Origin of the sequence: Corallococcus sp. NCSPR001 (assembly GCF_017309135.1) — a bacterium.
Classification (GTDB): Bacteria; Myxococcota; Myxococcia; order Myxococcales; family Myxococcaceae; genus Corallococcus.
Genome location: NZ_JAFIMS010000002.1, coordinates 1,795,934 through 1,815,096 on the forward strand (window position 1 = coordinate 1,795,934; position 19,163 = coordinate 1,815,096).

15 protein-coding genes are annotated in these 19,163 nt (G+C 70.7%); 7 read left to right on the forward strand and 8 right to left on the reverse strand.

The window, feature by feature from the left end; all coding sequences use genetic code 11:
* Window positions 1–14: 14 nt before the first annotated feature.
* Both JYJ93_RS09520 and JYJ93_RS09525 read right to left on the reverse strand, forming a co-directional pair.
* Window positions 15–2,219 carry a polysaccharide biosynthesis tyrosine autokinase gene (locus JYJ93_RS09520; RefSeq protein ID WP_206788345.1) on the reverse strand — a complete coding sequence of 735 codons (2,205 nt, stop codon included), beginning with the start codon at window positions 2,217–2,219 and terminating at the stop codon, window positions 15–17.
* Complete coding sequence (locus JYJ93_RS09525; RefSeq protein WP_206788352.1) at window positions 2,216–3,337, reverse strand: polysaccharide export protein; 1,122 nt, start codon at window positions 3,335–3,337, stop codon at window positions 2,216–2,218. The genes JYJ93_RS09520 and JYJ93_RS09525 overlap by 4 nt, the downstream gene beginning before the upstream one ends.
* A gap of 248 nt (window positions 3,338–3,585) precedes the next feature.
* Here JYJ93_RS09525 and JYJ93_RS09530 point away from each other — a divergent pair, with 248 nt between their 5' ends.
* Both JYJ93_RS09530 and JYJ93_RS09535 read left to right on the forward strand, forming a co-directional pair.
* Window positions 3,586–4,527: a GNAT family N-acetyltransferase gene (locus tag JYJ93_RS09530; RefSeq protein WP_206788355.1), complete on the forward strand. Its 942-nt coding sequence runs from the start codon at window positions 3,586–3,588 to the stop codon at window positions 4,525–4,527.
* Window positions 4,528–4,557: 30 nt separating this feature from the next.
* On the forward strand, window positions 4,558–5,424 hold the full coding sequence (locus JYJ93_RS09535; protein ID WP_206788356.1) for a hypothetical protein: 867 nt from the start codon (window positions 4,558–4,560) through the stop codon (window positions 5,422–5,424).
* Between the two features lie 6 nt (window positions 5,425–5,430).
* Here JYJ93_RS09535 and JYJ93_RS09540 read toward each other — a convergent pair whose 3' ends face one another.
* Window positions 5,431–6,603: a zinc-dependent alcohol dehydrogenase gene (locus JYJ93_RS09540; protein ID WP_206788359.1), complete on the reverse strand. Its 1,173-nt coding sequence runs from the start codon at window positions 6,601–6,603 to the stop codon at window positions 5,431–5,433.
* 166 nt (window positions 6,604–6,769) lie between these two features.
* On the opposite strand from JYJ93_RS09540, the gene JYJ93_RS09545 reads away from it, so the two are divergent.
* Window positions 6,770–7,615: an AraC family transcriptional regulator gene (locus JYJ93_RS09545; RefSeq protein WP_269012811.1), complete on the forward strand. Its 846-nt coding sequence runs from the start codon at window positions 6,770–6,772 to the stop codon at window positions 7,613–7,615.
* Between the two features lie 45 nt (window positions 7,616–7,660).
* Window positions 7,661–8,887 (forward strand): hypothetical protein, encoded by a 1,227-nt coding sequence (locus JYJ93_RS09550; RefSeq protein ID WP_206788363.1) that lies wholly within the window; start codon window positions 7,661–7,663, stop codon window positions 8,885–8,887.
* A 13-nt stretch (window positions 8,888–8,900) separates the two neighbouring features.
* Here the strand turns inward: JYJ93_RS09550 and JYJ93_RS09555 are convergent, their stop codons facing one another.
* Together JYJ93_RS09555 and JYJ93_RS09560 are read right to left on the reverse strand one after the other, a co-directional pair.
* Window positions 8,901–10,223, reverse strand: coding sequence for a hypothetical protein (locus JYJ93_RS09555; RefSeq protein WP_206788365.1), 1,323 nt, complete (start codon window positions 10,221–10,223; stop codon window positions 8,901–8,903).
* Between the two features lie 14 nt (window positions 10,224–10,237).
* Window positions 10,238–11,110: an ATP-grasp domain-containing protein gene (locus JYJ93_RS09560; RefSeq protein WP_206788367.1), complete on the reverse strand. Its 873-nt coding sequence runs from the start codon at window positions 11,108–11,110 to the stop codon at window positions 10,238–10,240.
* A 214-nt stretch (window positions 11,111–11,324) separates the two neighbouring features.
* Here JYJ93_RS09560 and JYJ93_RS09565 point away from each other — a divergent pair, with 214 nt between their 5' ends.
* Window positions 11,325–12,353 (forward strand): serine hydrolase domain-containing protein, encoded by a 1,029-nt coding sequence (locus JYJ93_RS09565; protein WP_206788369.1) that lies wholly within the window; start codon window positions 11,325–11,327, stop codon window positions 12,351–12,353.
* Between the two features lie 7 nt (window positions 12,354–12,360).
* Here JYJ93_RS09565 and JYJ93_RS09570 read toward each other — a convergent pair whose 3' ends face one another.
* Window positions 12,361–12,990: a hypothetical protein gene (locus JYJ93_RS09570; RefSeq protein WP_206788371.1), complete on the reverse strand. Its 630-nt coding sequence runs from the start codon at window positions 12,988–12,990 to the stop codon at window positions 12,361–12,363.
* Window positions 12,991–13,072: 82 nt separating this feature from the next.
* On the opposite strand from JYJ93_RS09570, the gene JYJ93_RS09575 reads away from it, so the two are divergent.
* Window positions 13,073–13,510 (forward strand): hypothetical protein, encoded by a 438-nt coding sequence (locus JYJ93_RS09575; protein WP_206788373.1) that lies wholly within the window; start codon window positions 13,073–13,075, stop codon window positions 13,508–13,510.
* 492 nt (window positions 13,511–14,002) lie between these two features.
* Here the strand turns inward: JYJ93_RS09575 and JYJ93_RS09580 are convergent, their stop codons facing one another.
* Both JYJ93_RS09580 and JYJ93_RS09585 read right to left on the reverse strand, forming a co-directional pair.
* Complete coding sequence (locus JYJ93_RS09580) at window positions 14,003–15,565, reverse strand: HEAT repeat domain-containing protein (RefSeq protein ID WP_206788375.1); 1,563 nt, start codon at window positions 15,563–15,565, stop codon at window positions 14,003–14,005.
* A 102-nt stretch (window positions 15,566–15,667) separates the two neighbouring features.
* On the reverse strand, window positions 15,668–16,927 hold the full coding sequence (locus tag JYJ93_RS09585; protein WP_206788377.1) for a GAF domain-containing sensor histidine kinase: 1,260 nt from the start codon (window positions 16,925–16,927) through the stop codon (window positions 15,668–15,670).
* Between the two features lie 178 nt (window positions 16,928–17,105).
* Between JYJ93_RS09585 and JYJ93_RS09590 the strand changes: the two genes are divergently transcribed.
* Window positions 17,106–18,914, forward strand: coding sequence for a glycosyl hydrolase family 18 protein (locus tag JYJ93_RS09590; protein ID WP_206788387.1), 1,809 nt, complete (start codon window positions 17,106–17,108; stop codon window positions 18,912–18,914).
* The last annotated feature ends 249 nt before the right edge of the window (window positions 18,915–19,163 follow it).

Below are 19,163 nucleotides of genomic sequence, written 5' to 3' on the forward strand. Positions count from 1 at the left end.
CCGGTGTGGGGGCTTCAGCTCGCGGACGGGTATTCGTATTGGTAGACGCCGCTCACCGCGCGGCCCGTCCGGGAGCGCGGCACGCCGTTGAGGACCACGCCCCGGGCCGGGACGCCGCTCTGCTCCAGCTGGTGCAGCGCGGTGGCCACCTCGCGCAGGGACTGGGTGGCCGCGCGCACCACGGCGAGCCGCACGCCCGCGTGCCGGCCCACGAGCGCCGCGTCCGTCACCGCGAGGATGCAGGGCGTGTCGAAGAGGACGACGTCGTACTCGGCCGCCACGCGCGCCACGAACGTGTCGAACGCCGCGCCGGCCAGCAGCTCCGCCGGGTCCGGCGGCAGCGCTCCCGCGCCCAGGAAGGACAGGCCGGGCGCGGCCTCCGGGAGCAGGGCCTGCTCCAGCGTCGCGGTGCCGCGCAGCACCTCATGGAGGCCGGGGAGGTGCGCCTCGCGGAAGCAGCGGTGCAGCCAGCCCCCGCGCAGGTTCGCGTCCACCAGCAGCACGCGCTGGCCCGTCTCCGCCAGCACCCACGCCAGGTTGAGGGCGACGAAGGAGGTCCCCGCGCCGGGGCTCGTCCCGGTGACGCAGACGACGTGGCTGCCCGTCTCCTTCAGGGTCCGCTGGAGCCGGGTCCTCAGGCCGCGCACGCATTCGACGGTGACGTCCCGGGGGGCGCTGCGCGCCAGGATGATGGACGGGCCGCGGTGGGACCTGGCGCGGCGGGGGCCGGTGGGGACACTGGCGAGCACGGGCACCGCGAGCGCGGACTCCAGGGCCGCGGGGTCGGTGACGCCCGGCTGCAGCGACTTGCGCGCGAAGGCCAGCGCGACGCCGGCCACCAGCCCCAGCACCGCGCTGACCGCGAACACGTCCGGCTTCAGGGGGCGCACCGGCAGGCGCGTCACCACGGGCGCGTCGATGAGGCGCGCGTTGGTGATGGTGCTCGACTTGAGCACCCGGTACTCCTGGGCCTTGTTGTTCAACTGGAGGTACAGCTCGTTGGCCACCTTCACGTCGCGCGTGAGCTGGGCGGACACCCGCTCCGCGTCCGGCAGGCCCTTGAGCCGGGTGTCCAGCGCGCCCTTCTCCATGCGCAGGCGCGCCAGCTTGCGCTCCATCGCCAGGATCAGCGGGTGGTGCTCGGTGAAGCGCTGCCGGAGCTCCGAGCGCTCCAGCGCGAGCGTGGAGAGGTCCTTGTCCAGGTCCACGCTCCGGTTGAGGACGGCCTGCGCCTCCAGCCCCAGGTCCACGCCGCCCTTGCCGGCGCGGTAGTCGCGCAGCGCGGCCTCCGCCTGCTCCAGGCCCTGGCGAAGGCCGGGCAGCTGGCTGTCCAGGAACGACAGCGTGCGGCCCGCCTCCTCGCTGCGGCGCTCCACGTTGGAGCGCACGTAGGTGTCCGCGATGGCCTGGAGCGTGGTGGTGGCCAGCACCGGGTCCGGCCCGTCCAGGGTCAGGTTGAGCACGCCCGTGCCGGCGCCCTTCTCCCCCATGCGCAGCGCGCGCTGCAGGTCCTCCACCAGCTCCAGCTTCGAGCGGCGCATCACCTTGAAGCGCGTCCCCGGCCGGGCGTGCAGTTCGGTGACGAACAGCTCCACCTCGTGCGCCGCGCCCGCCTCCGTCCGGGCGCTGGTGCCCACGGCGCCGTGGAGCACGGCGCGCCCTTCGGGGCCCCACAGCGTGTACGCGCCGTCCGCCTCCGCCACGAGCGTGAGCGGCAGGTCCTCCCACTCGGTGGGCACGTTCAGCCGCTCCACCTGGAGCTTCTCCCCGCCCCAGGCGTACGAGGCCCCGCCCCACCACGGCACCGGCGCCAGGTCCGGCCCCTCGTGCGCCCGGGCACGGGCCGCGCCCACCACCGGGAAGTAGCGGGGCTCCAAGCTGACGCCCAGGTGCAGCGCGTCCGCCACGCGCCCCAGCAGGGCCCGGGAGCCCAGGACCTCCATCTCCGGGGCCGCCATGCTGGGCGCGTCTGGAATCAGCGCGTCCAGCTGGCCCAGGCTGCTGCCCTTCTGCTCGATGCGCAGGATGGCATTGGCCCGATACACCGGCGCCGTGGTGAGCAGATACAGCCCGCCCAGCACCAGGGCCACCGCGACGGACGCCGCGATGGTGCCGCGGCGCTCCCCCAGGATGGCCAGATATCTGCCCAATCCCAGCTCATCATCCTGCGTGCCGGGTCCTGGGCGGGGCGGCGTCACGCGTTCGGGGGTGCTCGTCATGGGTTGTCGATGATGATGGTTCTGTCTCCGATATCCACTGCCTGCCAGAGCAGCTGAACTGTTGGCTGGATTTGCTGGATGATGCGATTCCAACGGGTCAGGTCGTGGGCGGAGACGAAAACGACGTCGCGAGGTTGTAATTGGAACTGTGTCGCGAGCAGCAGCCCGTCCGGTGACTTCGCGTCCAGCTTGAAGATGTAGGGCCGCTCGAAGCTGCCGCGGATGACATAGACCTTGCCCGGGTTGGACGTGAGCGGGTCGAAGCCCTCGGTGTCGCCAATGGCCTCCGCCAGCGTCATCCGTCCCTTCACCATCACGCGCGAGGACGGTTTGCGGACCTCTCCCAGCACGAAGACCTTGTTGCGGCTGCGGTCCGCCACGTTGACGATGTCGCCGTCCTGGAGCAGCCAGTTCTGGCTCACGTCCCCCTGTTCGTAGAGGGCCTGCAAATCGAGCGTGAAGGTGGTGCCGCCCCGGCTGAGGGTGACGGTGCGCAGGTCCGCCTCCGGAGCGAAGCCCTTCGCCTGGGCGATGGCGTCCTGCACGCGCAGGGGCACGTCGGTGACGGGCAGGGTGCCGGGGGCCACCACCTCGCCCGTCACCTGGACCTTCTGGCCGCGGAAGCCCACCACGCGCACGTCCAGCTGGGGCTTCTCGATGACGCTCGCCAGCCGCTGCGTGAGCAGCTCGCGGATCTCCCGCAGCGTCTTGCCCGCCACGGGGATGTTGCCCACGTGGGGGTAGTACATGGTCCCGTCCGCCGCCACCGGATGACCGGTGGCCTCCGCGGGGCGGAACTCGCCGGCGGGGATGGTGAGCTCCGGGTGGTCCCAGACGATGACGCTCAGCACGTCATGCGGCGTCACCCGGTAGTCATAGTCCGTGGCCACCCGCGCCAGCGGATCCACCAGGGGCGCGGGGCGCGCCTTCCTGCGCTCCTCCAGTTGGTGGCTGATGAGGGACGCGTCGATGGGAACGATTTCGTAGGCGCCATCCGCGCCGCCGTCCGCCATTCCCGCGTAGCGCTCCCGGAAGGCATCCTCGTCCATCTGCATTCCCGGGCCCCAGGCGCATGCGCTCAGGCACGACACCGCGGCCAGTAACAGGACGTGTTTCATGGACCGGCAATCTTCAGGAGGAAGCGTGCAAGCGTAAGCCCGAACAATGCCAAATGTCTGGAAGCCGTTATGCCTCGCTGGCGATGTGACACATGCCCTGCCCTCGGGGGCTGGCGTGGGGCGAAGCGCTGGAATCAAGACATCCGCGCAGCACCCCGGGGGGCGGTGACGGACCCGGGTCCCATTCATATACCCTCTGGCTGTTTCGGGCGCTGTCGGGCCCGCTCGTTCGCGCCCGGGGGAACACCATGCGTCCAGTGGCACCGTGGAGAGCCGTCCTCGTCCCTGACGGAGGCCAGCGCGCCATTTCGTCTGACTATTTCCGCTCCGAGCAGCACCTGCGCGCGGAGGGCGTGACGCACAGCCTCATCGTGGAGGATGGAGCGGGGCGGGCCCTGCGGGTGCCGCTCATCGTGCGGCCCATTGAAGGGACGCAGTTCCGGGACGCGGTTTCTCCGTATGGGTTTCCCGGGGCGGAGTTGAACGGGCTCTCCGAGGTGCCGGTGGACGCCATTGATTGGCGGGGCACGGAGCTGGTCAGCATCTTCCTGCGGGACCGCGTTGGCGGGCCGTACTGTTTCGCGGGCGGCCGGCTGCGCACGGAGGTGTGTCTCATCGACCCGAAGCTGCCGGTGAGGTTCCGCGGCGACCACGGCGCGGACATCCGCCGCAACGCGCGGCGCGGCTATGTCAGCTCCGCCGTCCCCGTGAAGGACTCCACGCGGGAGCAGCGCGAGGCGCTCAAGTCCCTCCACCGGCGGAGCCTGGCCGGGGAGCGGTACCCCTTCTCCGACGCCTGGTTCGAGGAGGTCTTCACCTGTCCCTTCGCGTGGCTGGTGACGACGCGCGCGCCGGACGGGGCGGTGGCCGCCGCCTCGCTGGTGGTGCTGAGCGACGGACTGCTACACGACTTCATTGGCGGCACGGCGGACGCGTACCTGATGCATGCGCCCGCGAAGAACGCGTTCCCGGTGATGGTGGAGCTGGCGGAGAAGCTGGACGCCTCCGTCCACCTGGGCGGCGGCGTGAAGCCGGGGGACGGCATCGAGCAGTTCAAGCGCGGCTTCGCCAACGCGATGTCCCGGTTCTACACGCACGACCTCATCTGCGATCCGGAGGCGTACGCGCGGCTGTCCCAGGGGCACGCGGGCGGGGACTTCTTCCCCGCCTACCGCGCGCCCCGTTCCTGACGTTTTCGTGCCGTTGGTGGAGGGGTTCCCATGGTCCTGTCACTTCCCCAGCTCCGTGATGTCGCGGAGGCCCGCTTCACGTGTCTCACGGAGCGGGAGCTCGCCGAGCGCCGGCGAGAAGAGGGCGTTCGCGTCATCTCCCACCGGGGGCACTACTGGGAGCAGTCAGGGGCGCCCGGCTTCTTCCAGCCGGTGCACCTGCTGGCGCGGCTGACGCCGGAGGAGGCCACGCCGCCCACGCCGCTGGCCTGGGGCTACCGCGCCGCGCTGACGCCGGAGACGGCGAACGTCGCCACCGGCAAGGTGCCCGTGGTGCGGCTGAAGGATTTGGAGACGTATGACATGAGCCGGTTGAACTCGAACCGGCGCAACAAGCTGCGCAAGGCCCAGCGCACGGTGCGCATCGTCCAGCTCACGGGGCCGTCGCTGCTCCTGGAGCAGGGCTACCCCGTGGTGCGGGACGCGCTGACGCGCACGCAGCACAAGAAGATTCCCACGCTGGACGAGTACCTCAAGGGCCTGCGGCAGTACTTCACGTCCGACCACTGGTGCGTGCTGGCGGGCATGGTGGACGACAAGCTGGGCGGCTACCTGGATGGCTACATCGTGGACGGCGTCGCGTATGGCTTCAGCGCCTACTACGCGACGTGGGCGCTGCCGACGAACATCTCCACCGGCCTCATCTACGAGTTCGCGCAGGTCTGCCGCCGGCTGGGAGCCCGGACGCTGGTGGGCGGGCTGCATGCCCGCGAGGCGGCCCAGCTCGAACAGTTCAAGGACGAGCTGGGCTTCGTCGTGGATCCGGTGCCCATCCACTGGGGCATGAATCCCCTGGCGCGCGCCTTCATCCGCTGGCGCCGTCCGCACGCGTACTACCGGCTGACGGGCCAGGCCTGACGGCGACTACGGCGTCATCACGACCTTGATGCAGCCGTCTTCCTTGTCGCGGAACTTCTTGTAGAGGGCGGGGGCGTCCGCCAGCCGGGCGCGGTGGGTGATGAGGCGCGTCGGGTCGATGGCGCCCGCTTGAATCTTCTCCAGGAGCGGCCGGGTGTAGCGGTGCGTGTGCGTCTGGCCCGTCTTCATGGTCAGGCCCTTGTTGACGAAGGCGCCCATGGGGACCTTGTCCAGGAAGCCCACGTAGACGCCGGGCACGGAGATGCTGCCGCCCTTGCGGCAGCAGTAGATGGCCTGGCGCAGCGCGTGCGGGCGGTCCGTGGCCAGCTTCACGGCCGCCTTCGCCTTGTCGATGACGGCGTCCAGGCTGCCGGTGCCGTGAGCCTCGGCGCCCACGGAGTCGATGCAGCGGTCCGGGCCCAGGCCGCGGGTCATCTCCTTGAGGGTCTCGTAGACGTCCTGCTTCGTGAAGTCGATGGTCTCCGCCTTGCCCCACGACTTCGCGAGCGCCAGCCGCTCCGGCACATGGTCGATGGCGATGACCCGGCCCGCGCCGAACATCCACGCGCTCTGGATGGCGAACTGGCCCACGGGGCCGCAGCCCCACACGGCCACGGTGTCGCCCTTCTCCATCTGGCAGTTCTCCGCCGCCATGTAGCCGGTGGGGAAGATGTCGGTGAGGAAGAGGACCTGGTCCTCGGTGAGGCCGTCCGGAATCTTGAGGGGACCGACGTCCGCGTACGGCACGCGCACGTACTCCGCCTGGCCGCCGGAGTAGGCGCCCAGCATGTGCGAGTAGCCGAAGAGGCCGGAGGGCGAATAGCCCATCACCTTGGCGGCCATCTCCGCGTTGCGGTTGGAGCGGTCACAGAGGGAGAAGAGGGTCTTCTGGCAGAAGAAGCACTCGCCGCACGCGATGTTGAAGGGGACGATGACCCGGTCGCCCTTCTTGAGCTTCGTGACGCCGGAGCCAGTCTCCATCACCTCGCCCATGAACTCGTGGCCCAGCACGTCCCCGCTCTTCATGGTCGGCATGTAGCCGTCCAGCAGGTGCAGGTCGGAGCCGCAGATGGCGGTGCGGGTGACGCGGATGATGGCGTCGCGAGGGTCTTCAATCTTCGGGTCGGGGGCGGACTCGTAGCGGACGTCGCCGTGGCCATGCCAGCAGATGGCTTTCATCGGGGCTCCTTGGAGGGGATGGAGAAGGCGTTGGAGCAAAGGTGGGGACTTGCAACGTGCACGGCCAACGCTCGCGGGCAGCCGCCGCCTGGCCGGCTGGCGCTCGGAAGGGCGGAATCGGCGTCCGGGGATGCAATGGGACCCCTGGCCGATGCAAAAAGGGAAGGTGACCTTCGCACCCGTCCTCGACTTCGGCCGTTACCTGGGCACGCCCCTCCAGCGCGTGGAGGTGGCGGGGCTCGTGCTCACGGAGAGCACGTATGCGCCGGGTGCCCGGTTGCCCTCCCACGGGCACCGGCACGCGGGCTTCCGGCTCACGTTGGAAGGGGGCTTCACGGACGTGGTGGAGGGCCGCGCGCGAGAGTGCCCGGCCCGCTCGGTCGCCTTCCAGGCGCCCGGACTGGAGCACGCGCAGCGCATCCGGGACGTGCGCACGCGCACCTTCAACATCGACTTCTCGGAGGCGTCCTGGCGGTCGCGGAGCGCGCTGGCCGGGCGGTTGGATCCGCGGGTGGACCTGGGCTCGGTGCGGCTGGCCACGCTGGGGGCGCGCGTGTACCAGGAGTTCCGGCGCGCGGATGACGTGGCGGCGCTGGCCATTGAAGGGCTGACGCTGGAGATGCTGGCGGAGGCGGTGCGCGCCTCGGCGCCGGGGAGGGAGGCGGGGGGCCCTCCGGCGTGGCTTTCGCGCGTCCGGGAGCTCTTGGACGCGGTGCGCGGGCCGCCGCCCACGCTGGAGGCGTTGGCCCGGGAGGCGGGGGTGAGCCCGCAGCGGTTGGGGCGGGCCTTCCGTGAGGCTTACCGGTGCAGCCCGGCGGAGTATCTGCGCCGGTCCCGGCTGGAGCGCGCAAGCCGGGTGCTGCGCGAGACGGGGCGGCCCTTGAGCGACATCGCGCTCGACGCGGGCTACTGCGACCAGAGCCACCTGACGCGCGAGTTCCGCCGCCGCCTGCACCTCACCCCGGCGGAGTACCGGCGGCTGGCGGGGCGTGCATCCGGTTCCACGCGGTAGGTTTCGTCCAAGACGGCGCCAGGCGGGCGGTCCTATCTCCTGGCCATGACCCTGGAATCGCATTCCTTCCGCCGCGCCGTGGCGCTCCTGGGCGCGGCGCTGATGTGGACCGCCTGCTCGGGTTCCCGGCCCGTCCCGGCGGCTTCCGAGCCGCCCGTGCGCCGCGTGGACTCCGGACGCACGCAGTGGGTGCTGCGGCCGTCGGAGGCCTACGACGCGCTGTGCCTGTTGAACCTGCTGCGGGGCGACGCGTTCTACACGCGCTTCTACCCGGCGGAGTTCCAGCGCTTCTCCGCGCTCCTGGAGACGCGGGAGCAGGCCGCGCTCGCGCACCTCACCGAGCGGGTGGCGAAGCAGGGCGGCAAGATGGTGGGGCCGTACCTGACGCTGGTCTTCTCCGTCACGGGGGCCGCCACGGTGGAGGACCTGGCGGCGACGGTGGCGGACGATGCCGCGTGGCGCCGGATGCGCGCGGACTTCCTGGCCACGACGTATGGGCGGGAGGAAGGCTTCGAGCAGATGGAGGACGTGCGCGAGGACCTGGGCGTCCTGCTGGCGTTCCTCACGCGCGTGGAGTTTCCCCGCGTCTGGAGGGCGGAGTACCTGCCGCAGGTGGAGCAGGCCATCGCGGGGCTGGCGGCGAAGGTGGCGCCGCACGACGTGGTGGGCTGGAACGAAGCGGTGCTGGGCCGCGAGCTCCAGGTGCCGGCGCTGAGCGCGCACGTCCTGAAGTTCGCGAAGCCGCACGGCATCCGGGTGACGGGGTGGAACTTCCTCACGGACGCGACCTATCCGGCGGACGTCACCGTGAAGACGGCGGTGCATGAGCTGCTGCATCCGCCGTTCGCGCGCGAGGGTGTGTTGGACGCGAAGCTGTCCGCGCTGGAGGCGGACCCCTACTTCCAGCGGCTCGTGCGCGAGCATGACCCCGCGTTCGGCTACACCTCGGCGCGCGGCCTGACGGAGGAGGACTGCGCGGAGGCCATCGACGTCTACGTCAGCGAGCGGGAGGGCCTGCTGAAGAACCGCGAGGGCCGGCCGCTCACGGGGGCGGAGTTCTTCCGCGACCACGACGACGGCATGCACGTCCTGGCCTTCGTGCTCTACGAGGAGCTCAAGCTCGCGGGCCCTTCACGGGGCGGGACGTACGAGGCCTTCCTGCTGGGCCTGTTCGAGAGGGGCGTGCTCGAGCCCGGCGGGTTGGAGCGCCGCTTCCGCGCCTCCCCGGAGCACTACCCGGTGAAGGCGCTGGGCGAAGCGGCGGCTCCGTGACGGCGCCGAAGCATCACGGCGGGGTGTCCTGGGCGGTGGTCTTGTCCAGGCGCTCCTGGAGGGCCTTCCAGCCGCGGTTGCCCACTTCACGCGCGCGGTCGAGCGTTTCGCCCGCGCCCTGGGCCACCTGCTCCGGAGAGAGCGCCGCCGTGCGCTGGCGCACCCGGTCCATCCAGACGAGCGGGGCGTAGAGCTCTTTGGCACGCTCCGGCCCCAGCAGCACGGTGAGCACGTGCTCCAGGCCTCCGGCTCGCGCCAGCAGCGTCCGGCCCAGGAGCAGCGTCGCGCGGGTCTGCTGGAACACGGGCAGGCTGTCCCCGTGCTTGCGCAGGGCCTCCGCGCTGTCGTGCACCTCGCGCCGCTCCGTGTCCTCCAGGTAGGGGCTGGCCGCGAGCTTGTCGAGCGACGCCGCCGCCTCTTCGTAGCGTCCGCGCCGGGTGTGGATGAAGGCCCAGCCCCACCACGTCAGCTCGTTCTCCACGCCCAGCGTCTGGAGCGAGCGCAGCCCCTGTTCGATGTCGTCCTCGGCGGCGCGCTCGCGCTTGAGGCCCATGCGGTTCCAGGCGCGCAGGAAGTGCCCGGCCGCGAGCACCGCCTCCCGCGACTGCGCGGGCGTGCCCTGCTGGATGGCGGGGAAGGCCTCCGGCGGCAGGGCTTCCGTCTCCCTGATGAAGCCGGTCAGCTCCTCCTCGGCGGCGTAGTGGTAGCCCGCCTGGCAGAAGGCGGCGCCCCGGCTCGCCTGCACCGCGGCGCGCAGGGGGGCGGGCCATCCGGGAGTGGGTGTGGCGCGCGACAGCTCGTAGAAGACGAGCTCCGTGGCGGGGATGCGGTCGGACTTCTCCGCGGTGTCCAGCGCCAGCAGGACGGCGGCGAGGAAGGCGTGCTCCTGGCCCGCGTCATAGGACGGCAGGGGCAGGGCCTCGCCGGAGGCCCACCGGGTCCACAGCAGGGGGAACTCGTCCTCGTCGCGCGTCTGGAGCGTCTTGCGCGCCTTGTAGAAGGCGATGCCCAGGTCCAGGTACGTGCGGGCCGCCGCGCGCGTCGCCTCGTCGGTGATGGGCTTGTCCGGCAGGGCGCGCGTTTCGGCCACGGCCTTCCAGAGCAGGGCCACCTCCTCCGGCGCTTTGGGGTCATCGCCCGCGCGCACGGAGAGCTTGAGGGCGCGGTAGGGCACGAGCGCGACGGAGTCACGGAGGCGCTGGTCGATTTCAGCGCGTTCCTTCGCGGCGCGCTCGGCGTCCGTCTTCTGACAGCCGCCGCAGGCGGTGAGCCCCACGAGGAGGAGGGCGGCGATGCGGTGGCGCAGCCCCCGGTGTGCGCTGACGGAGTCCTTCATGCCCGCGCACGGTATCATCCCAGCAGCGCGGCGAAGAGGTCGCGCGGATCCAACCCGGGCGGCAGCCCGGAGACGCCGCCGTCATTCACCTCCACCACCGCCCAGCCGCCGTCCTCCAGCATCGCCACGTCCAGGGTGAAGAACGGCGAGGGGATGCGGCGGCCCAGCGATTCGAAGGCGGTGAAGTCGGGCACCTCCACGTCGAACTCGTGGTACGGCTCCGCGGCCAGCAGCCGGCCTGCGCCGAAGAACAGCCGGAACTCCAGGTGCGCGGGGCCCGCGGGCGTCCGGCCGTAGACCTTGAGCGGCAGGTAGCGGCGCACCACGAAGCCTCGCTCGAAGCGGTCTCCGCGCTCGTCGAGCAGGTTCTGGCAGATGCGCTCGAAGTCCTCGCGCGTGGCGTCCGCCGGCACGAAGCACGCCTCCGCCCAGCGCTCCTTCGCGGATTTCACGTGGTCCTTGAGGATGTACGGCGCAGGCCCCAGCTTCCGCGCCGCCCGCCACGCCTCCGCCGCGTCCGGCCCCTCCGTCCAGACCGAGCGCGCGGTGTAGCCGGCCAGCCTCGGGTACCAGTTGGGCAGGTAGTGCGCGGCGGCGTACTGCTCCGGCGACGTCACCAGCCGGTGCCCCAGGGCCCGGACGGCCTCGTCGAGCTCCGTGTACTCCTCCTCCGTGAGCATCCAGCCCCGGTACAAGAGCCGGAGGTGGCCGCGCTCCGGCACCCCCGTGAGCGCCCTCACCGCGTCGCCCGACAGGAGGGCGGAGAGGTCCGCTTGATACGTGTCCACGCCCAGCGCTTCGGCCGCGTCGGCCTCCACGTCGAACGGATCCGGCTGGTGCGGGTTGCGACCGAAGAGGATCGCCTTCACGGCGGGGGAAGCGGGCATCCGGTGGCCTTTCGTCAGGGGAAGGGCCCACGTGGACGCGAGCACACGCGGGGCCTGACACGGCCACGGCGGACGCTGGAGGGCGCGGACGCGGGCGGCATGCCGGGACGAAAGGGGGCTTCCAGGAGGCAGACGGCCTCGCGCGGTGATGCCTGACAGAACCCTTTCCGGAAGGCTTGCTTCACCGGGCGGCGGGCCCGTAAAGCCCCACTCCATGTCGAACCCTTCCGACCTCCTCCACGCGGAGCTGCGGCCCTACCTGCGCGGCTACCCCACGGCCTCCGTGTGCGCGGCGATGACCTGGCGGGGCGCGCTGCACGTCGAAGGCCTCCGGCGCAAGGGGACGCCTCCGGCCACGGACGCCCTGTTCTCCCTGGGGGCGCTCACGGAGGTCTTCACCGCGGCGCTCCTGTCGGTGATGGCGGAGCGGGGGGACGTGCGGCTGGACGAGCCCCTGGGGAACATGATCCCCGCGTCGCTGCTCAACGACGAGGTCGCGCGGAGCATCACGCTGGAGCAACTGGCGACGCACACGTCCGGACTGCCGCACCTGCCGCCGAACCTGGGCGCGGCGCCCGCGAATCCGGATGACCCGTTCGGACACTACTCCGCGAGCCTGTTCGGCGAGTTCCTGCGCAACTACCACCCCCGCCAGCCGCCGCCGCACCCGTCCTCCGAGTCCTTCCTGGGCATGGGCGTGCTCGGCCACGCGCTGTCCCGGCGCATGGCGCTGAACTACGGGCACCTGATGCGGGACCTGCTCTGCAAGCCCATGGGGCTCGTGGACACCACGGCGCGCGTCACGGACGAACTGGCCCCGCGGCTGTTGCAGGGCCACACCGCGCGAGGCAAGCCCGTGCCGCCGTGGACCTTCCCGGCGCTCCCGGGCGGCGGCGCGATGCACTCCACGGTGGGGGACGTGATGCGCTTCCTGGAGACGAACCTGGGGCGGGGCGAGACGTCCTTCACCAAGGCCCTGTACCGGATGCAGGCGCCCCGGGTGAAGGCCGGGCCCTTCCAGCGCGGCCTGGGATGGAACGTGTCCCAGGTGCGCGGCAAGGACGTGGTGTGGCGCTCGTCGGTGATGGGGGGCTACGTGGGCTTCATGGGGCTCAGCGTCGCGGCGGACGCGGCCGTGGTCATCCTCGCGGACCACGGCTGGTCGTTGTTCTCCGCGCTGCGGGGGCGCGTGCCCCTGGAGGCGCCGGGGCTCGCGCTGCTGTCGCGGTTCCTGCCGCCGTGAGGGGGCTTCAGGGGATGGTGAAGCGGTAGAGCTGGAAGCCGCCTGACGACGCCATCTCGAAGTCGCGCACGTTGCGTGGGGCGCCGGTCTCGCTGCGCTGCGCGAGCTTGAAGTCGCCGGTGCCGTTGCTGGCCTGGAAGCGGAACTCGTACGGGCCCGGTTCGGTGGGCAGCGGGGCCGCGGACATCTTGGTCACGGCCAGGTTGGCGAAGCCCGGCAGGGTTTCACCGTCCGGGCGGCGCACGGAGCCGATGGCGCGCAGGAAGGGCGAGCCGCCGGTCAGGATGAGGTACTGCGGGTCGGCGGTGCGCGCGGGCTTCGCAGGAGCGGAGGGGGCCGGGGCGGGCTCCTCGGTGGGGCTTGCCGCGCCCTTGGCTCCGCGCTTCGACTTCGATGCAGGATCCTCGCTGGAGGCCGCGGGAGCGGACGCCTCTTCAGTCACTTCGGCGGGAGCGGCCTCGGCTTCGGCGGCCTTCTTCTTCGCGGCGCGGCCTAAAGCCTTGCGCGAGGGAGCTTCCTCGGCGGTCGCTGTCTCCGTGGCGGGAGGCGGTCCTTCCACGGTGCCGGTAGCACCCGTCTCCGCCTGTGGCGCGGCCGTGGAGCTCTCTGCCGGCGCGGGGGCGGTCTCCTGCTGCATGGGGGCGGGAGTTCCTTCGGCCGGGGTCTTTCTAGAGGAAGAGCCCTTGGGTGCCTTGCCTGCGCGCTTGGAAGGGGCCTCGTTGGCGTCTGTCTTCAGCTCGGAGGCGGTCGGCTCTGAAGCTTGGGGAGTCTGTTCGGAGGCCTTCGGGCTCTCCACGGTTGATACGGGCTCCGAGACGACTTCGGCGGGCTTCGATGCATCGGCCTTCGAGTCCGTCTTGGTCGAAGCAGGCTCCGTAGCCGCCGAGGAGGGCTTCGATGCATCGGCCTTGGCACCCTCCTCGGTCGGTACAGGCGCCTGGGCAGCCTTTGACGCGGAGGCCTTCGGGCCCTTCTTGGCTGACGCAGACTCCGCTGCGACTGCCTGGGAGGGCCTTGATGCGGAAGCCTTGGGGCTCTCCTTCGCCGGGGTGGGCTTCGTGGCGGCCTTGGCCACAGGCGCCTTCGACGGCTGTGCGCCCGTCTTCGCGGTAGCAGTCCGCGCGGCGGTCTTCGCAACGGGCGTCTTCGGCGCCTGAGCCGTGGACTTCGCGGCGGGCGTCTTCGAAGCCTTGGTAGCCGTCTTCGCCACGGAGGCCTTCGGCGCTTGAGCCGTCTTCGCGACAGGCTTTGCCTTGGAGGCCGGTGCCTTCGCCGCCGCGCCCTTCACCGTCTTCGCGACCTGCTTCAGCTTCGAGGCCACGGTCTTCAGGGCCTGCGCCACCGGCTTCGTGACCGCGGCCTTCTTCGCCGGGGCAGGGGCCTTGCCCCCGGCGGGACGGCCCCCGGGCTTCGTGGCGGCCTTGCCAGCGGCACTGCGGGACTTGGACGAATCGGAGGAGGCGGAAGGTCGGGTCGGGCGGCGCTGGGCCATAGAGTCATCCTCGGAGGACCCGAGCGGTCGGCGCCGTCGGCCCTCGTCCCCGATGGCTAGTGCACCCACCGCCGCACCGCAAGGCACACGTGGGGCGCGTGCACGCTTCCTGTCCTATGGAGAGGTCAGGACCTGTCCACGACACAGGACAGGGACATCAGCGCGCCAGCGCTTCCAGGTGGGCGATGGCCTCGGCGAGGACGCTGCGGAAGTAGCTGTCGGACTTGCCAGGTGGGTCCCGAAGACGATGGAGCAGCGGCAGCAGCGACGTGTCCTCCAACTTCTCCGCGGCTTCGACGGCCAGGACGACGACCTCGCTGCTCTCCAGTTCGCGGCGCAGCGGCTCCAGGACACGCGGGTCCTTGCGCAGCGCCAGTCCGACCAGGGCCTCGCCGCGAAGCTCCATGTCGGACTCCGTGAGTCGGTCGAACAACGCGTCCCGGAGCTCGGGCGTATCCACGTCCTCCGCCTGGCTGCCCAGGCTGAAGGTCGCCCAGTTGCGGACGTCCTCGTCGCTGTCCCGGGAGAGATCAATCAAGGTCTGGATGGCGACCGGATCCCGATGGGGCATCATCCCCATGACCACGCCCATCCGGACGTCCTCGTCCGGGTGGGCCGTCAGGGGCTGAAGGGCGGGAACCGCTCGGGTATCCCGGAGGTGCCCCAGGGCCACACCCATTGAACCCAGGACGTCGGCATCCTGCTCGGTCGCGAGCGCGGACAGGATTTCATCCGCGCACTTCGCCATGAGTGCGTCGCTGCGTCTCTGCCCGCCCAGTTGCGCGAGGATGTCCGTGCCGCGTCCACGCTCGCGTGAAGAAGCGGAGTGCAGCAACCTGACGGCGGCCTCGAACACCTCGTCGCCGCCCCGGAAGTGCAACTCGCGGATGGCCTCCCAGGCTGTTTCATCCTCCTCGTCACCCTGCAATGCGAGGGCAATCAACTCCTGGATGGAGCGGTCTTTCATGGCGCCAGACCTCAGTAAGCAGTCGATGGCGAAGTTGATGGCGTCCTCGAAGGCTTCGTCCATGGGGCGGTCCGCCGCCCCCCGGGCCACCAGGAGCAGCGACAGGAGCGAAGCGTCTTCCAGGTACCGGGCCGCCTTGATGGCCGCGATCTCGACGGGATGTCCCGCCAGCTCACGGCGGAGCGGCTCCATGGCGCGCGGGTCCTTCCGCTTGGCCAGTCCGACCAGCGCGTCCGCCCGGATGCCGCGGTCCTCATCGGAGACCCGGTCGAAGAGCGCGTCCCGCAGTTCCGGGCTGTCGACCTCGTCCTCGCCCTTGAGGGCCAGTCCGGACAGCACCTCCTTGCGCACGGACGAGTCACCGTCCCGTGAGAGCTCCAGCAAGGTCTGGATGGCCACGGGGTCGCCGGAGTGCGGCATCAGGCTCCGGACGACTCCCTGCCGGACACGGGGCTCCGGATGGTCCTTCAAGGGCCGCAGCGCGGATACCGCTCGGGCGTCCTCAAGGTATCCCAGGGTGCGGCCCATCTGCTGGAGGACGGTGGCGTCCTGCTCCGTGGGAAGCGCGGCCAGGAGGACGTCCGCGCACCGCGCCCTGAGTTCGCAGTGCTCCTTCGAGTCATGTCCGGCCACCTGGATGAGCAGCTCTGCGCCCCGTGCGCGCTCCCGTGAAGTAGGGGAGCGCAGCAGTTGCACTGCGGCATCGAGCACCTCCTCACGGTCACGCTCTCGCAGCGCCTCGTGCGCGGCCATATCCCCCTTCTCAAGGAGGGCCAACTCCAGCGCGGAAAGGGCGTCGTAGGAATCAGCAGGGGCCATGGGGAAAGGATAGCGCGGGGCGCGCTCCCCATCCCTTTACGCGGAGAGCTTCTGTCTGGAGCTCGCGTCCAGCGGGAGGGTGATGGTGAAGCAGGTCCCCTCCTCGGCGCAGCTGGTCACGGTGGCCTTGCCGCCGTGCGCCTCGGCCAGACCCCGCACCAGGGGGAGCCCCAGCCCCCAACCCTTCTCCGCGCTCTCCGTGGCGGAGCGCGTGCGGTGGAACGGCTCGAAGATGGTCTGCTGATCTTCCGCCGCGATGGGCGTGCCCTGATTCCGCACCTGGAGCCTCACCTGGGTCGCATCCCGGTCGAGCAGGATTTCAATCGGAGTGCCCGGCGCGCCGTACTTCGCCGCGTTGGAGGCCAGGTTCTCCACGATGCGGCGCAGCCCGAGCGGATCCGCCCGCATCATGAACTCACCTTCCGCCTTCAGCTCGAATCTCCCCGGGTAGAGCGCCGACAGCTCCTCCAGCGTCTGGGCCGCGACCGCGTGGAGGTCGCACTCCCGCACCTCCAGCGCCACGTGCTTGCCGGCCTGGATGCGGCTGGCGTCCAGCAGGTTCTGGATCATCCGCTCCGCGCGGTCCAGGCTCGCCGACACCCGGGCCACGGAGGACTGGACGCCCGGCACGTCCGCGTGGCGCCTGCCCATCAGCTGCACGCTCAGCTTCGACGCCGTCAGGGGCGTGCGCAGGTCGTGCGTGAGCGCCGCGACGAACGTGTCCCGCATCCGCTGCTCGGTCTTCAGCTTGCGGATCTGATCGCGCAGGTTGATCTCCGTCATGATGGAGGCCGTCAGCTCCTTCATGACCAGGTGGTCCTGCGCGGTCCATTCTCGCACCGTGGGCTGGATGCAGCAGAAGGTCCCCAGCACGTGTCCGTCCGGGTTGATCAACGGCAGCACGATGAGGGCGACGATGCCCCAGGGGCCGGTGGACGGATGGACCTTCAGGAACGAATCCGCCGGCGCGTTGGAGGAGATGATGGGCTCCCCCTCGAGCGTGTAGCGGCACAGCGACGCGTCGATGGGCAGCGTCCGCGTCTCGCGGAAGGGCGAGGGCAGACCGAAGTCCGCCTTGAAGAATTGCCGGTTCGCGTCCACCAGCGACATGATGGTCAGCGGGACGTTGAGCAGCTGCGCCGCCAGACGGGCGAGGCGGTCAAAGGCCTCCTCCTGGGGCGTGTCCATCAGCCCGGTGTCCCGGATGGCCTGCAGACGGTTCGGATCCACGAGGCGACGGTTGCAGCGCTGGGTCCGCGAGAGAGAGGCCTCGTCCAACTCACCTAGGAACTTCATGGGGGTGGACTCTAGAACCTCGAGGCAATGACTGGACAGCTTGAGCCCAGGGGCGAGCTCCTCCGTTCGCTGACCAACCTTCCAGGACCGCTCGGGAAATCTTTCAGGGGCTTTGACCCGCTTCCCCCGGGCCCGCCCTCCCTGTGTCCCGGACCCTTTCCGGGAGGCTTTTCCCCCAATGCATCCCCCTCGTTCGTCGTCCCGCGCGGCGCTCGCCGTGCTCCTGCTGCTTCTGCCCACCCTGGCCCTGGCCGCGGACCGGGGCGCCTGGGCCCCGGGCGTCGCGTACACCGTGGGCGACATCGCGTCCTATGGAGGGAAGGGCTACGACTGCCGGCAGTCACACACGTCCCTGGTGGGCTGGGAGCCGCCCAACGTGCTCGCCCTGTGGCTGGAGCGCACCGGCAACCCTCCCGCGGACACGCAGGCCCCCTCCGCCCCCTCCGGCGTCGGCTCGCCCTCCAAGACGTATGACAGCGTGTCGCTGACCTGGAGCGCGTCCACCGACAACGTGGGCGTCACCGGCTACGAGGTCTTCGTCAACAACGGCGCCTCCGCCTCCGCCACCTCCACCACCCCGAGCGCCACCGTCACGGGGCTCGCCGCCAACACGACCTATACGTTCACCGTGAAGGCACGCGACGCGGCCGGCAACCGCTCCGCCGCGAGCGCCGCGTTCAGCACCACCACGCCCAACCGCCCCGCGCAGGACACGCAGGCCCCCACCGCGCCCGGCTCCCTGCGCTCCACCGGCGTGACGGCCTCCAGCGTGTCCCTGGCGTTCAACGCGTCCACCGACAACGTGGGCGTCACCGGCTACGAAATCTTCGTCAACGGCGGCGCCACCGCGGCGGCCACCAGCACCGCGCTGAGCGCCACCGTGACGGGGCTCGCCGCCAACACCACGTACACGTTCACCGCGAAGGCGCGCGACGCGGCCGGCAACCGCTCCGCCGCGAGCAACAGCGTCGCCGTGACGACGGGCAACACGGCTCCGGCGGGCAGCAAGGTGCTGGTCGGCTACTGGCACAACTTCGACAACGGCTCCACCAACATCCGGCTGCGCGACGTGTCCTCGAAGTTCAACGTCATCCAGGTGGCCTTCGCGGAGCCGGTGGCGGGCGCGCCGTCAGGCACCATGGGCTTCACCCCGTACAACGCCACCGTGGCCGAGTTCAAGGCGGACATCGCCACGCTCAAGGCGCAGGGCCGCAAGGTGCTCATCTCCCTGGGCGGCGCCAACGGCACCATCCACCTGGACGACGCGGCGGCGCGGCAGGCCTTCGTCACCAGCATGCAGGGGCTCATCAACACGTATGGCTTTGACGGCCTGGACCTGGACCTGGAGGGCGCGTCGCTGGCGCTCAACGGCGGGGACACCGACTTCCGCAACCCCACCACGCCGCGCATCCAGAACCTCATCGCCGGCACGCGCCAGTTGCTCAATGACAACGGCTCGGGCTTCCTGCTCACCATGGCGCCGGAGACCGCCTACGTGCAGGGCGGCTATGCGGCGTATGGCGGCCCGTGGGGCGCCTACCTCCCGGTCATCCACGCGCTGCGCGACCGGCTGACGTACCTGCACGTGCAGCACTACAACACCGGCACGGTGATGGCCCTGGACGGCCGCGCGTACGCGCAGAGCACGCCGGACTTCCATGTGGCCATGGCGGAGATGCTGCTCCAGGGCTTCCCCGTGGGCGGCAACGCGAGCGCCGTCTTCCCCGCGCTGCGGCCGGAGCAGGTGGTCATCGGCCTGCCGTCCTCGCCGCAGGCCGCGGGCGGTGGCTACACCACGACCGCCAACGTGCAGAAGGCGCTGGACTACCTGATGAAGGGCCAGTCCTTCGGAGGCACCTACGTGCTGCGCAAGGCCGGCGGCTACCCGGGCTTCAAGGGGCTGATGACCTGGTCCATCAACTGGGACAAGTTCACGAACTTCGAGTTCTCCAACAGCCACCGCGCCTACCTGGACACCTACCGGTAGACCCGTGAGGCTTTTGCCTCCACCCGTGAAACGCGGCGGGACGGGTGGAGTGCAAGGCATTGCCTTCCACCGGGCACGGCAAGGAGGTGGGAGTGTTCCCAGGGCCTCCGGGCTGCCCGCCCCAGGGGGAGCCGCCAGGGGATGATGCCCGGAGAACGCGATGCGCCAAGTCCTCACGCATGCGATCCCGCCGACATCGACTCACTCGTCTGGCTTGCCGAGCGCTACAGTCGGGAGCCCATGGAACGG